Consider the following 12,950-nt stretch of genomic DNA (forward strand, 5'->3'; position numbering starts at 1 on the left):
GCCGGCAGTCGCCCGTGCCGGCCGCGCGGCGCGCCGTACTGGGCGGGGATGCCCGGCGCGCCGAAGGCCCCGACCGGCTGCTGCGCGGGCGGGGCCCAGTACGGCGGAACGGCTTCCGCGGTCAGGGCCGCTCGCCCCGCTTGACCATCGGCTTGGGCAGCCGCAGGCGGCGCATCTGCAGGGTGCGCATCACGCCGTACATCACGGCGCCGCGGGTGTCCCCGTTCGGGAAGCGCTCGGCGAGGCCCTTGCGCAGCGCGAAGCCGATCCGGACGAAGTCCAGGATGACCACCACGAAGAAGATCATGAACAGCAGCGTGGAGAGCAGCTGCAGGGTGTTGATCTTCGTGATGGAGAGCACCAGCACCACGACGGCGTACGGCAGGAAGAACTCGGCCGCGGCCCAGCGGGAGTCGATGAAGTCGCGGACGTAGCGCTTCACCGGGCCCTTGTCGCGGGCCGGGAGGGCGGCCTCGTCGCCCGACAGCAGCGCGCTGCGCTGCTTCTCGCGCTCGGCGCGCATCCGCTCGCGGGCCTGGCGGGCGGCCTCCTTGCGGTCCTTGGGGACGGAGACCCGGGTCTTCCGGTGGGCCTCGGCCTCACTGCGCTTGGGCGTGGGCCGGCCCTTGGGGGCCTGGGGGTCGCGGGGCGCGCGCTCGTCCTCCTTCGTCAGCGTGACGGCGGAGGAGGCGGCGGAGTCATCAGAGCGGCGTCGAAACACACTCCCAGCGTACGGGTTGACCGGCCGCTTTCCGCCCGGGGCCCGGAACCGAAGCGATATCGATCGTGAGGACGATGCCGAACGGCCGCCCGCTGTAGCAGCATTGTTGCTGGCTGGTGGACTGCGCCGGGGAGCCCGTCGCGCATACACTCGACCTGTCACGAGACGCAAACCCAGGCCCGAAGAAGGGGGCTATCGAGGCCCATGAGCGACGGAATCATGAAGCGTATGGGGCTGATCTTCCGCTCCAAGGCGAACAAGGCCTTGGACCGGGCGGAGGACCCGCGCGAAACGCTCGACTACTCCTACCAGAAGCAGCTGGAACTGCTGCAGAAGGTGCGCAGGGGCGTCGCCGACGTGGCCACCTCCCGCAAGCGCCTGGAGCTCCAGCTGACGCAGCTGCAGCAGCAGTCCGCCAAGTACGAGGACCAGGGCCGCAAGGCGCTGTCCCTCGGCCGTGAGGACCTGGCGCGCGAGGCGCTCAGCCGCAAGGCCAACCTGCAGTCCCAGATCACCGACCTGGAGACGCAGTACCAGGCCCTGCAGGCCGAGGAGGAGAAGCTCACCCTCGCCTCCCAGCGCCTCCAGGCCAAGGTGGACGCCTTCCGCACCAAGAAGGAGACCATCAAGGCCACCTACACCGCCGCCCAGGCGCAGACCCGGATCGCCGAGTCCTTCTCCGGCATCTCGGAGGAGATGGGCGACGTGGGCCTGGCGATCCAGCGGGCCGAGGACAAGACCGCGCAGATGCAGGCCCGCGCGGGCGCGATCGACGAGCTGCTGGCCTCCGGCGCGCTCGACGACGCCAGCGGCCTGGGCCGCAAGGACGACATCGAGGCCGAGCTGGAGCGGGTGGCCGGCGGCAGCGACGTCGAGCTGGAGCTGGCCCGGATGAAGGCCGAGCTGACCGGCGGTACCCCGGCCTCCCAGCCGCAGGCGATCGAGCAGGGGAAGAACGACACCCCGCCGCCCACCATCAACTACCAGAAGTAGTCCCGCGAGCAGGGGAGACGTACCAGCATGATCATGCGGGTCTTGGGTGAGGGGCAGTTCGAGGTCGCGGAAGGCGACCTGAACCGGCTGAACCAGCTGGACGACGATCTGCTCCAGGCCGTCGAGGCGGGTGACGAGGCGGGCTTCAAGGCCGCGCTCGGCAGCCTGCTGGCGGCCGTCCGGGAGGTCGGCACGCCGCTTCCGCCGGAGTCGCTGGAGCCGTCGGACCTGATCCTGCCGGACGCCGAGGCGTCCCTGGAGCAGGTCCGCGAGCTGCTGCGGGACGAGGGCGACGGTCTGATCCCCGGCCTCCCGGAGTAGTTCGGGCGCCGTTCGTGACGAGAGGGCGGGCACTCCCCCGGGGGAGTGCCCGCCCTCTCGCGTGGTGGCCGAAGAATCGTTACGGCAGGGCCAGCATGCGGTCCAGCGCGGCCTTGGCGTACTTCTCGGTCTCGGCGTCCACCGTGATCACGTTCGGGACCCGGCCCTCGGCGAGCGACTCCAGCGCCCACACCAGGTGCGGCAGGTCGATCCGGTTCATGGTGGAGCAGAAGCACACGGTGCGGTCGAGGAAGACGACCTCCTTGTCCGGGTGCGCCTTGGCCAGGCGGCGGACCAGGTTCAGCTCGGTGCCGATGGCCCACTTGGAGCCGGGCTCGGCGGCGTCCAGCGCCTTGATGATGTACTCGGTCGAGCCCACCTGGTCGGCGGCGGTGACCACCTCGTGCCGGCACTCCGGGTGCACCAGGACGTTGACGCCGGGGATCCGCTCGCGCACCTCGTTGACCGAGTCCAGGCTGAACCGGCCGTGCACCGAGCAGTGGCCGCGCCACAGGATCATCTTCGCGTCCCGCAGCTGCTCGGCGGTCAGGCCGCCGTTGGGCTTGTGCGGGTTGTAGAGGACGCAGTCCTCCAGCGAGAAGCCCATCTCCAGCACGGCGGTGTTGCGGCCCAGGTGCTGGTCCGGCAGGAACAGCACCTTCTGCCCCTGCTCGAAGGCCCACTCCAGCGCGCGCTTGGCGTTGGAGGAGGTGCAGATGGTGCCGCCGTGCTTGCCGGTGAAGGCCTTGATGTCGGCGGAGGAGTTCATGTACGAGACCGGCACGGTGACGTCGGCGATCCCGGCGTCGGTGAGCACGTCCCAGCACTCGGCGACCTGCTCGGCGGTGGCCATGTCGGCCATCGAGCAGCCCGCGGCGAGGTCCGGCAGGACGACCTGCTGGCGCTCGGAGGTGAGGATGTCGGCGGACTCGGCCATGAAGTGCACGCCGCAGAAGACGATGTACTCGGCCTCCGGGCGGGCCGCGGCGTCCCGGGCCAGCTTGAAGGAGTCGCCGGTGACGTCGGCGAACTCGATGACCTCGTCGCGCTGGTAGTGGTGACCCAGGATGAAGACCCGGTCGCCGAGCTTCTCCTTGGCGGCGCGGGCACGCGCCACCAGGTCCGGGTCGGAGGCGGGGGGCAGATCGCCGGGGCACTCCACGCCGCGCTCGCTGTTCGGGTCGGCCTCCCGGCCGAGCAGCAGCAGGGCGAGCGGCGAGGGAGTGGGGTCGACGCCGTACGTCTCGGTGGTGGTGGTCACGGGCGGCTGCCCTCCTGATGCGGCCGGATCGTTCCCGACCAGCCTTCTCGTCTATCTGACGCTATCTATGATAACCGGTTGTCGTCAGCCTGACGATGGACGTCCTGTCGATGTGATCAGGGCCTCTTCAACACATGAACCAACCGTCGGTCCGAGGATCGGTGCACTACCACAGACGCGCCCGGCACGTGATCGAGGTGGGCCTCCGCCGGCCGTCCGCCATAAGGTGCGAGCGTGCAACTCCGGTACAACTTCCGGGTGTATCCGACCCCAGGCCAGCGGGTGGCGCTGGCGCGCGCGTTCGGGTGCGCACGCGTGGTGTTCAACGACGGCTTGCGGGCCCGGCAGGAGGCCCGCGCGGCGGGGCTGCCCCACATCGGGGACACGGACCTGCAGAAGCGGGTCATCACCATGGCGAAGCGTTCTCCGGAGCGGGCATGGCTGAGCGAGGTGTCGTCGGTGGTACTGGTGCAGTCGCTGCGTGATCTGCACACCGCCTTCCGCAACTTCTTCTCCTCCGCCGCCGGAGAGCGCAAGGGGCCGAAGGTCGAGCCGCCGCGGTTCAAGTCCAAGCGGGACGGTCGGCAGAGCATTCGGCTCACCGCCAACGGCTTCCGGCTGCGCGAATCCGGACGGTTGTACGTGGCAAAGATCGGGGATCTGGAAGTCCGCTGGTCCCGGAGGCTTCCGGCGCCGCCGACCAGTGTCACCGTCACCAAGGACGCCGCCGACCGGTACTGGGCGTCGTTCGTCGTCGAAGCCCTGCCGGAGATCCTGCCCGAGACCGGCGTCGAAGTCGGCATCGATCTCGGGCTGACCCACTTCGCCGTGCTTTCGGACGGCCGCAAGCTCGATTCGCCGCGGTTCCTGCGTCGTGCGGAGAAGAAGCTCAAGCGTCTTCAGAAGGAACTCGGGCGATGCGAAGAGACGTCGAAGAACCGGGCGAAGGCCCGTAGGAGGGTGGCGCGTCAGCACGCGAAGGTCGCCGACCGCCGCAGGGACTGGCACCACCAGGAATCCACGAGGATCATCCGCGACAGCCAAGCGGTGTACGTGGAGGACCTGGCGGTGTCCGCTCTCGGACGAGGGTGGCTGGCCACGTCGGTGCACGACGCCGGGTGGTCGCGGTTCGTCGCGATGCTGGAGTACAAGGCTGCCAAGCACGGCCGTCACTTCGCTCGCATCGGACGCTTCGAACCGACCTCGCAGGTCTGTTCGGCCTGTGGTGTCAAGGACGGGCCCAAGCCGCTGGAGGTCCGCCGGTGGACCTGTGGCGCGTGCGGGGCCGTCCACGACCGGGACGTGAACGCCGCGCGCAACATCCTGGCCGTCGGACGGGCGGACAGGCAGAACGCCTGTGGAGCGAGGGTAGGACCGGTGTCCGTACCGGCGCCGCGCCGAGAAGCAGGAACCCCGCTGTCGCGGTCGGTCGACCGCGACAGGAATCCAGGTCCTTCGGGGCCCGGGGGACGTCAAGAGAACCGCTCACCGGGATGGATGCTTCCGGCGCGAGAACCCGCCGTGCCCCCGGTTGGCTGGAGGGCATGAAGGCAATCGCGATCCACCGCTACGGCGGCCCCGACGTGGTCGAGTACACCGAACTCCCGGACCCCAAGGTCGGCCCCGACACCGTTCTGGTCCGCACCCGTGCGGTCGGCGTCAACCCCGTCGACTGGAAGATCCGCGAAGGGCACCTCGACGGCATCCTCGACGCGCACTTCCCGATGATCATGGGCTTCGACCTGGCCGGCGTGGTGCAGGCCGTCGGCGGCGCCGTCACCGAGTTCCGGGCCGGCGACGAGGTGATCGGCTACGTCCGCAAGGACGTCCTCGGCTACGGCACCTACGCCGAACTCGTCTCCGCCCCCGTCCGCACCCTGGCCCGCAAACCCGCCGCCCTCGACTGGGCCCAGGCCGGCGGCCTGCCCACCGCCGGGCTCACCGCCCGGCAGGCCCTGGTGCACGCGCTGCGCCTGCGCCGCGGCGAGAGCGTGCTGATCCACGCCGCGGCCGGCGGCGTCGGCTCGATCGCCGTCCAGGTCGCCGGCGCGCTCGGCGCCCGGGTCATCGGCACCGCCGGGACGCACAACCACACCTTCCTGCGCGGGCTCGGCGCGGAGCCCGTCGAGTACGGCCAGGGCCTGGCGGAGCGGGTGCGGGCGCTCGCCCCGGACGGGGTGGACGCCGTGCTCGACCTGGTCGGCGGCGACGCCCTCGACCTCTCCACCGCGTTGCTCAAGAACCCCGCCCGAATCGCCTCCGCCGTCGACTACCGGGTCATCGCGCTCGGCGGCCACTACATCTGGACCCGCCCCGACCCCGAGGACCTCGCCGCCGTCGCCCGGCTCGCCGACGACGGCCTGCTCACCGTCCCGGTCGCCTCCACCTTCCCGCTCGGCCAGGCCGCCTCCGCCCAGGCCCTCAACGCCGAAGGGCGCACCCGGGGCAAGATCGTCCTGCTGGTGGACTGAACGGACGTCCGACGTCCGTCAGAATGGGCCCCGCGAAGCCCCGGCTCGCCACACCCTCACCCGCACCACCCGTGGAGCCCCGCCATGAGCACCCACCGGCCGCCCGACCTCGGCCAGGCGGCGCTCGACGACACCGACCGCCTGCTGCTCGACCAGCTCAGCCGCGACGGCCGCGCCTCCTACGCCGAGATCGGCCTGCTCACCAACCTGTCCGCCACCGCCGTCCGCCGCCGCATCGACCGGCTGCGGGCGCGCGGCGTGGTCCGCGGCTTCACGGTGGTGCTCGACCCCGCCCTGCTCGGCTGGGGCACCGAGGCGTTCGTCGAGGTCTACTGCCGCCCCCGCACCTCGCCCGAGGAACTACTCGCCTCGCTGCGCCAGTTCCCCGAGGTCGCCGCCGCCTGGACGGTCACCGGCGACCCCGACGCCCTGGTCCACCTGCGGGCCGCCGACACCCGCCACCTGGAAGCCGTCATCGAACGCATCCGCAAGGAGCCCGGCGTCCAGCGCAGCCGCTCCTCCGTGGTGCTCTCCCAGCTGATCTGACGCAGGAAAGCTGCGCCGCACCCCCCGAACACGCACGAAACCGGCCCCCACCAGCCCCGTTCCGACGCGCGCCCGCGCCGCACCGCTGCCTACGCTGATCATGACCCCACGCACCGCAGCAGCGAAGAGGACCACCCGTGTACGCAGCGCCCGACCGCATGCACAAGCCGGACGACGAACTGGTCGAGCTGGTCTTCGACTACATGCGCGAACGGCTCCAGTACGACCCCGTCCCGCTCGACCACCCCGGCGACGGCGCCCACCTGCGCGAGGTGCTCGCCGGGCTGCTGAACGAGCACGGCAACGACGCCGCCGACGTGCTCAAGCTCTACGACCACGAGCTGTCCCGCGCCGTCATCTCCGCCGACAGCCCGCGCTACCTGTCCTTCATCCCGTGCGCCCCCACCAAGGCCGCGCTGCTGTTCGACATGGTGGTCTCCTGCGCCTCCCTGCAGGGCATCTCCTGGCTGGAGGCGGCCGGCGCGATCGCCGCCGAGAACCAGGTGCTGCGGCTGATAGCCGACCGGGCCGGACTGCCCGCCGGCGCCGGCGGCGTCTTCGTCTCCGGCGGCTCGGCCGGCAACCTCTCCGCCCTGGTGGTCGCCCGCGACACCGCCCGCCGCCGGCTCGGCGTCGGCCCGGAGGCCCGGCTGCGGATCGCCGTCGCCGACCAGGTGCACTCCTCGGTCAAGAACACCTTCAACATCATCGGCGTCGAGGCCTTCCCCGTCCCCGCCGTCGACCGCCGCCTCACCGGCGCCGCCCTGCGCGCCGCCCTCGCCGCCGACCCGCACCCCGAGACCGTGATCGCCGTGGTCGGCACCGCCGGCACCACCAACGAGGGCATCATCGACGACCTCGCGGGCATCGCCGAGGTCGCCCGCGAACGCGAGCTGTGGTTCCACGTGGACGGCGCCTACGGCGGCGCCGGACTGTTCGCCCCCTCGGTGCGCGAGCGCTACAACGGCATCGAGCACGCCGACTCCTTCGTGGTCGACCCGCACAAGTGGCTGTTCGCCCCGTTCGACTGCGCCGCGCTGCTCTACCGCGAGCCGCGGCTGGCCCGCGCCGTGCACACCCAGGACGCCGGCTACCTGGACGTCCTGCACACCGAGGGCGACGAGTGGAACCCCACCGACTACGCCTACCACCTCACCCGGCGCGCCCGCGGCCTGCCGCTGTGGTTCTCGCTCGCCGTGCACGGCGTCCAGGCCTACACCGACGCCATCGAGACCGGCCTGCGCCTGGCCAGGGACACCGCGCAGCTGATCCGCGACACCGAGCACCTCGAACTGCTCCACGACCCGCAGCTGTCCGCCGTCTGCTTCCGCCGCACCGGCTGGACCCACGACGACTACTACCGCTGGTCCCGGCAGCTGCTCGCCGACCAGGTCGGCTTCGTCACCCCGACCGGCTGGGACGGCGAGACCGTCGCCCGGTTCGCCTTCCTGCACCCCGGCACCACCATGGAGATGGTCCAGGAGATCCTCGACACCATGCGGTGACGGGCCCGGCGCGGACGGACGGCGGCTACAGGAAGCCGCCGTTCGGCACGTACGGGGCCGGCGGGCGCATCCCGCGCACCGCCAGGTAGCCCCGGGTGGACAGCGACAGGCCCAGCTCCAGGCCCACGTCCACCGCCCACTCCTGCTCCGCCGTCAGGAAGGACACCTCCGCGTCCACGCCCGCCGGAACGCGGGCCAGCGCCTCCCGCAGCAGCCGGGTGGCGATCCGCTTCGAGGTGGCGGCCACCAGCTGGACGGTCCCGCCGTCCCGGTAGCAGTAGCCGGTGCCGGCCAGGGTGTCCGCGATCAAGAGCTCGTCGAAGTGCGCCAGCATGAAGGCGTGGTCCGGGCCGTGCGCCGCGCCGCGCAGCCGCCGGTCCACCGAGTCCAGCACGTGCAGGTGCGAGGCGTTGCCCGCGTGCACCGGGATGTCCCCCGGGTCCAGCAGCCGCTCCCGGTCCACCCGCCCGGTCAGCCGCATCGCCGGGTGCAGCGTGAACCCCGCCGCCCGGTAGCGGCGCGCCGCCGCGGGCGACGGCGAGGCGCACAGCATCCCGCGCAGACAGCCCCGCCCGTACGCGGCGGCCCGCTCCAGCAGCAGTCGGCCCACCCCCTGCCCCTGCGCGGACGGCAGCACCACGAACAGCGCCAGCACCCACACGCCCTCCCGGCGCAGCGACAGCGCCGCCCCCACCGGCTCGCCGTCCTGCTCGGCGATCCAGCACCCCTGCGGGTCCGTCACCGCCAGGTGCCGCGACCGCGCGAGCCGGCGGATCCGGGCCCGCTCGTCCTCCGGCTCCGACGCCGGCCCGTCGTCCGGCGGCCGTCCGTCCAGCGCCCGGAACGCCGCCCGGGAGACCCGGTTCACCGCCTCGGCGTCCTCCGCGGTGTCTCTCAGCTGACGAATGATCACCGTCACATCCTGCTGTGCCCACCGCGCGGGCGGTAGCGGTTTGCCCAAGTGGTCGGTGACCGGCCGCCGCCGGTGTGCGAGCATGGGGTGCGTGGGGGAGTGGGCGACGAAAAAAGTCCCCCGAACGCACCACCTCCCGGAAATGAATCCGGGGGGCCGCTGGTTGGCACTGGCGGATCACAGTCGTCACAGACCGGGAGTAAGCATGACCGTCCAGGACGAGACCACCGTCGAGAGTGGCATCCTCCTCACCGATGCCGCCGCGGCCAAGGTCAAGAGCCTGCTGGAGCAGGAGGGCCGCGAGGACCTGTCGCTGCGCGTCGCCGTGCAGCCCGGCGGCTGCTCGGGCCTGCGCTACCAGCTGTTCTTCGACGAGCGTTCGCTGGACGGCGACGTCGTCAAGGACTTCAACGGTGTCAAGGTCGTCACCGACCGGATGAGCGCCCCGTACCTGGGCGGCGCCACCGTCGACTTCGTCGACACCATCGAGAAGCAGGGCTTCACCATCGACAACCCGAACGCCACCGGCTCCTGCGCCTGCGGCGACTCGTTCAGCTAAGTCTTCTCAGCAGCGCGAACGAAGAGGGCGGCTCCCCGGCACGGGGGGCCGCCCTCGGGGCTTTCCGGGTCAGCGCGGGCCGCCGACTCCCACCCCGCCGGACTGCGGCGGCACCTGGTCGCCGGTCGCGGTGTCGACCACGCCGCCGCCGTTCATCGGCTTCGGCAGCGTCACCGTCGCCTCCTGCGGCTTCATCACCTGCGGACAGGCCTGGCCGGGCTCGGCGGTCCTGGTGACCACGATCCGCAGCTTCACGGTGGGCGGCGCGTCCTCCTCCAGCCGCACCCCGTACTTGTCGCACACCCCGGCGGTGTAGAACACCGTCAACTGGGTGGGGCTGTCCTGCCGGTATCCCGTCACGGGGATCTTCACCGCCGTCGGCGGGTGCTCGCCGACGGCTATCCCCGGGTTGCTCGGCTGCCCGCCCCCCGACGAGGACGAGGGCGAGGGCGACGGCTGCGCGTCGGCCGGCGGCGGCACGGACGGCGAGCCGGGGGCCGCGGTTCCCGGGCCGGGCGTCGCGACGCCGCTGGCGGACGCACCGGTCGCGGTCGGCGTCGTGCCGCCCGAACTGCCGCACGCGGTCAGCAGCCCGGCGGCCAAGGACGCGGCGGCGAGCGCCAGGACGGTCCGGCGAGCGGACGAGGGCTTGGCGGAGACGGCTGCGGTCCTGTCGTCCATGATCTGCGTTCCTCCCGGGGGTCGCGCGGCACCACGGGAGCGGCACCGCGCGGATGTGACGTGCTCGGGAGGAAACCGGTTCCGCTACTCGCCGAACTCCGGCATCCCCGCCACCACCCGACGCGCCTCCACCGGCACCCGCACGCCCAGCGCCGCCGGCGCCGACCGTTCGGGCCCCGGCCCGGCGGCCGGCCAGAACCGGCCCAGCCGGCGGGAGGAGTCCAGCAGATCGGCCAGCGACTCCGCGTCGGCGTCGAACGGACCGACCGACAGCAGGCGGGGAGAGTGCTCGATCACCATGCGGTACCAGCTCCGATCGCCGCGCCGCGGCCACGCTGCCGCGGACTGGACGGGGGCCGCGTCCGGCCCCCGTACTCGCGACCCTAGGCCGGTCCGGGCCCGGGCGACAGACCTACCCACCGGTAGTACCGGATCGGGCGGGTACCTTAGGTGGGTTGATGTCCCCGCTCCGGCCAACGCCGGGCCGCCCGAGGAGAACCCAGTGCGCATCGCCGTCGCCGGCTCGATCGCCACCGACCACCTGACGACCTTCCCCGGACGCTTCGCGGACCAGCTGGTCCCCGAGCAGCTGCACACGGTGTCGCTGTCGTTCCTGGTCGACACCCTGGACATCCGCCGCGGCGGCGTCGCGCCGAACATCGCCTTCGGCATGGGCGTCCTCGGCCTGAACCCGATCCTGGTCGGCGCGGCCGGCGCGGACTTCACCGAGTACCGCAGCTGGCTCGACCGGCACGGCGTCGACACCGACTCGGTGCACATCTCCGAGACCCGGCACACCGCCCGGTTCATGTGCACCACCGACGAGGACCACAACCAGATCGCGTCCTTCTACACCGGCGCGATGGCCGAGGCCCGCAACATCGAGCTGAAGCCGATCGCCGACCGCGTCGGCGGCCTCGACCTGGTCCTGATCGGCGCGGACGACCCGGCCGCGATGGTCCGCCACACCGAGGAGTGCCGCACCCGCGGCTACGCCTTCGCCGCCGACCCCTCCCAGCAGCTCGCCCGCCTGGAGGGCGACGACATCCGCCAGATCGTCGACGGCGCGGCCTACCTCTTCACCAACGAGTACGAGGCCGCCCTCATCGAGTCCAAGACCGGCTGGTCCGCGGACGAGATCCTCGGCCGCGTCGGCACCCGGGTCACCACTCTCGGCGCCAAGGGCGTCCGCATCCAGCGCCAGGGCGAGCCCGACATCGTGGTCGGCTGCCCCGCCGAGGAGCGCAAGGCCGACCCCACCGGCGTCGGCGACGGCTTCCGCGCCGGCTTCCTGGCGGGCCTGTCCTGGAACCTCGGCCTGGAGCGCGCCGCCCAGATCGGCTGCATGCTCGCCACCCTGGTCATCGAGACCGTCGGCACCCAGGAGTACGAGCTGCGCAGCGGCCACTTCCTGGACCGCTTCGAGCAGGCCTACGGCGCGGACGCGGCGGCCGAGCTGCGCACCAAGCTCCGCTAGTCAGCCCTCCGCCCTGATCACCAGGTACGCCGTGCCGCGGTCGGCTCCGTAGTCCGCGGCCGGCGCCTCGCCCGCGTAGGTGTGACCGCACATCTCGCACCAGGCGGGGATGTCGTGGCGGGCCGCCTCGTCGTCGGACAGGACGGCGACGCGGCCGCCGGGGGCGACCTCCGGGATGCGCCGGGCGAGCTCGATGATCGGCAGCGGGCAGCGCTTGCCGAGGGTGTCGAGCACCAGCGCGTCGGCGCCGGTGCCGGGCGCGGGGAGGTCGAGGCCGAGGGGCGCGCGGATCTCCGCGACGACCCGGGGCAGGACGTCGAGGAAGCGCTCCACATCGGCGGCCTCGGCGCCGCGGGGGAGCGAGACCCGCACGTTGCCCTCGGTGAGCACGCCCATCGCGGCCAGCACGTGGCTCGGCGTCAGCGTGCTGGAGGTGCAGGAGGAGCCCGAGTTGACCGCGAAGCCGGCCCGGTCGAGCTCGCCGAGCAGCACCTCGCCGTCCACGTACAGGCAGGAGAAGGTGACCAGGTGGGGGAGGCGGAGCTCCGGGTGGCCGACCACCTCGACCTCGGGGACCAGCTGCGGGACGCGATGCCGGATCAGTTCGACCAGCGCGTGCAGCCGGGCGTTCTCCGCCTCGGCCTCGGCCCGGACGGCGCGCAGCGAGGCCGCGGCGGCCACGATCGCCGGGACGTTGACGTAACCGGGCACCCGGCCCTTCTCGCGGTCGTCGGCGGGCAGCGGCGAGACGTACCGTACGCCCTTGCGCACCGCCAGCACGCCGACGCCGGCCGGCCCGCCCCACTTGTGCGCGCTGGCCGTCAGCACCGACCAGCCGCCGGGCACCGGCAGCCGCCCGGCGCTCTGCGCGGCGTCCACCAGCAGCGGGACGTCGCCGATCAGCGCGGCGGTCTCGGCGACCGGCTGCAGGGTGCCGACCTCGTGGTTGGCGGACTGCAGGACGGCCAGCGCGGTGTCCGGGCGCACGGCGGCGGCGAACTGCTCGGCGTCCACCCGGCCGTGACGGTCGACCGGGACGGCGGTGGCGGCGCCCCCGTCGGCCTCCCAGCGCTCGGCGGTGTGCAGGACGGCGGAGTGCTCGACCGCGGAGTGCAGCAGGTGGGCGCCGCGTCGGCGGTTGCCGCGCAGCGCGCCGAGGACGCCCAACTGGACGGCCTGGGTGCCGGATGCGGTGAAGGCGATCTCGTCGGCGCGGGCGCCGAGCACCTCGGCGACGGTCTCCCGGGCGGCGTCGAGCAGCATCCGGGCCTGCCGGCCGGAGCGGTGCAGCCGGGCGGGGTCGGCCCAGCCCTCGTCGAGGGCGGCGAGCAGCGCCTGCCGGGCGACGGGGTGCGGCGGGGCGGTGGAGGCGGCGTCGAAGTAGGGCACGGGGCCACCGTAGACGACGCCCCTTACGGGGGGATTCCTCCCGGCCCCGGGGGGAGCCGACGGCCCGTCACCCGCGTGTCGTAGTGCGGTCGCCCGTTCGGTCGTGGGAGGCT

The 12,950-nt window shown here is 72.6% G+C and carries 14 protein-coding genes; 8 read left to right on the top strand and 6 right to left on the bottom strand.

The features are described 5' to 3' along the window. Positions 1-121: 121 nt before the first annotated feature. Complete coding sequence (locus ACWEMJ_RS13300; RefSeq protein ID WP_452137129.1) at positions 122-721, bottom strand: DUF3043 domain-containing protein; 600 nt, start codon at positions 719-721, stop codon at positions 122-124. Positions 722-925: 204 nt separating this feature from the next. Here ACWEMJ_RS13300 and ACWEMJ_RS13305 point away from each other — a divergent pair, with 204 nt between their 5' ends. Next, positions 926-1,714 carry a PspA/IM30 family protein gene (locus tag ACWEMJ_RS13305; protein ID WP_452137130.1) on the top strand — a complete coding sequence of 263 codons (789 nt, stop codon included), beginning with the start codon at positions 926-928 and terminating at the stop codon, positions 1,712-1,714. Between the two features lie 27 nt (positions 1,715-1,741). Then, complete coding sequence (pspAA, locus tag ACWEMJ_RS13310; protein ID WP_452137131.1) at positions 1,742-2,035, top strand: PspA-associated protein PspAA; 294 nt, start codon at positions 1,742-1,744, stop codon at positions 2,033-2,035. A 79-nt stretch (positions 2,036-2,114) separates the two neighbouring features. Here the strand turns inward: pspAA and nadA are convergent, their stop codons facing one another. Beyond that, entirely contained in the window at positions 2,115-3,296 is a 1,182-nt protein-coding gene (nadA, locus tag ACWEMJ_RS13315; RefSeq protein WP_452137132.1) for a quinolinate synthase NadA, read from the bottom strand. Positions 3,297-3,530: 234 nt separating this feature from the next. Between nadA and ACWEMJ_RS13320 the strand changes: the two genes are divergently transcribed. The 4 genes from ACWEMJ_RS13320 (at position 3,531) to ACWEMJ_RS13335 (ending at position 7,818) form a co-directional block, all read left to right on the top strand. After that, positions 3,531-4,844, top strand: a complete 1,314-nt coding sequence (locus ACWEMJ_RS13320; RefSeq protein ID WP_452137133.1) for an RNA-guided endonuclease InsQ/TnpB family protein — start codon at positions 3,531-3,533, stop codon at positions 4,842-4,844. Further along, complete coding sequence (locus ACWEMJ_RS13325; RefSeq protein WP_452137134.1) at positions 4,841-5,767, top strand: NADP-dependent oxidoreductase; 927 nt, start codon at positions 4,841-4,843, stop codon at positions 5,765-5,767. Before ACWEMJ_RS13320 ends, ACWEMJ_RS13325 begins: the two co-directional genes overlap by 4 nt. An 84-nt stretch (positions 5,768-5,851) precedes the next feature. Continuing rightward, a complete protein-coding gene (locus tag ACWEMJ_RS13330) occupies positions 5,852-6,313 on the top strand; it encodes an Lrp/AsnC family transcriptional regulator (RefSeq protein WP_452137135.1) in 462 nt (153 codons plus the stop codon). 137 nt (positions 6,314-6,450) lie between these two features. Continuing rightward, positions 6,451-7,818, top strand: coding sequence for a pyridoxal phosphate-dependent decarboxylase family protein (locus ACWEMJ_RS13335; protein ID WP_452137136.1), 1,368 nt, complete (start codon positions 6,451-6,453; stop codon positions 7,816-7,818). Positions 7,819-7,843: 25 nt separating this feature from the next. On the opposite strand, the gene ACWEMJ_RS13340 is transcribed toward ACWEMJ_RS13335, so the two are convergent. Next, positions 7,844-8,731 carry a GNAT family N-acetyltransferase gene (locus tag ACWEMJ_RS13340; protein ID WP_452137137.1) on the bottom strand — a complete coding sequence of 296 codons (888 nt, stop codon included), beginning with the start codon at positions 8,729-8,731 and terminating at the stop codon, positions 7,844-7,846. A gap of 205 nt (positions 8,732-8,936) precedes the next feature. On the opposite strand from ACWEMJ_RS13340, the gene erpA reads away from it, so the two are divergent. Next, positions 8,937-9,290, top strand: coding sequence for an iron-sulfur cluster insertion protein ErpA (erpA, locus tag ACWEMJ_RS13345; RefSeq protein WP_380481143.1), 354 nt, complete (start codon positions 8,937-8,939; stop codon positions 9,288-9,290). Between the two features lie 69 nt (positions 9,291-9,359). Here the strand turns inward: erpA and ACWEMJ_RS13350 are convergent, their stop codons facing one another. Together ACWEMJ_RS13350 and ACWEMJ_RS13355 are read right to left on the bottom strand one after the other, a co-directional pair. Further along, complete coding sequence (locus tag ACWEMJ_RS13350; RefSeq protein ID WP_452137138.1) at positions 9,360-9,971, bottom strand: hypothetical protein; 612 nt, start codon at positions 9,969-9,971, stop codon at positions 9,360-9,362. Positions 9,972-10,055: 84 nt separating this feature from the next. Then, positions 10,056-10,271 (bottom strand): hypothetical protein, encoded by a 216-nt coding sequence (locus tag ACWEMJ_RS13355; RefSeq protein ID WP_452137139.1) that lies wholly within the window; start codon positions 10,269-10,271, stop codon positions 10,056-10,058. A 202-nt stretch (positions 10,272-10,473) separates the two neighbouring features. On the opposite strand from ACWEMJ_RS13355, the gene ACWEMJ_RS13360 reads away from it, so the two are divergent. After that, positions 10,474-11,448: a carbohydrate kinase family protein gene (locus tag ACWEMJ_RS13360; protein WP_452137140.1), complete on the top strand. Its 975-nt coding sequence runs from the start codon at positions 10,474-10,476 to the stop codon at positions 11,446-11,448. Here ACWEMJ_RS13360 and ACWEMJ_RS13365 read toward each other — a convergent pair whose 3' ends face one another. Next, complete coding sequence (locus ACWEMJ_RS13365) at positions 11,449-12,837, bottom strand: aminotransferase class V-fold PLP-dependent enzyme (protein ID WP_452137141.1); 1,389 nt, start codon at positions 12,835-12,837, stop codon at positions 11,449-11,451. It lies immediately after the preceding gene. Positions 12,838-12,950 lie beyond the last annotated feature (113 nt).

The sequence above is a fragment of the Kitasatospora sp. NPDC004531 genome, from assembly GCF_053602195.1.

Coding starts and splice junctions, on each gene's coding strand:
- ACWEMJ_RS13305 (WP_452137130.1), top strand. CDS start 926: ATGAGCGACGGAATCATGAAGCGTATGGGGCTGATCTTCCGCTCCAAG.
- pspAA (WP_452137131.1), top strand. CDS start 1,742: ATGATCATGCGGGTCTTGGGTGAGGGGCAGTTCGAGGTCGCGGAAGGC.
- ACWEMJ_RS13325 (WP_452137134.1), top strand. CDS start 4,841: ATGAAGGCAATCGCGATCCACCGCTACGGCGGCCCCGACGTGGTCGAG.
- ACWEMJ_RS13330 (WP_452137135.1), top strand. CDS start 5,852: ATGAGCACCCACCGGCCGCCCGACCTCGGCCAGGCGGCGCTCGACGAC.
- erpA (WP_380481143.1), top strand. CDS start 8,937: ATGACCGTCCAGGACGAGACCACCGTCGAGAGTGGCATCCTCCTCACC.
- ACWEMJ_RS13350 (WP_452137138.1), bottom strand. CDS start 9,971: ATGGACGACAGGACCGCAGCCGTCTCCGCCAAGCCCTCGTCCGCTCGC.
- ACWEMJ_RS13355 (WP_452137139.1), bottom strand. CDS start 10,271: ATGGTGATCGAGCACTCTCCCCGCCTGCTGTCGGTCGGTCCGTTCGAC.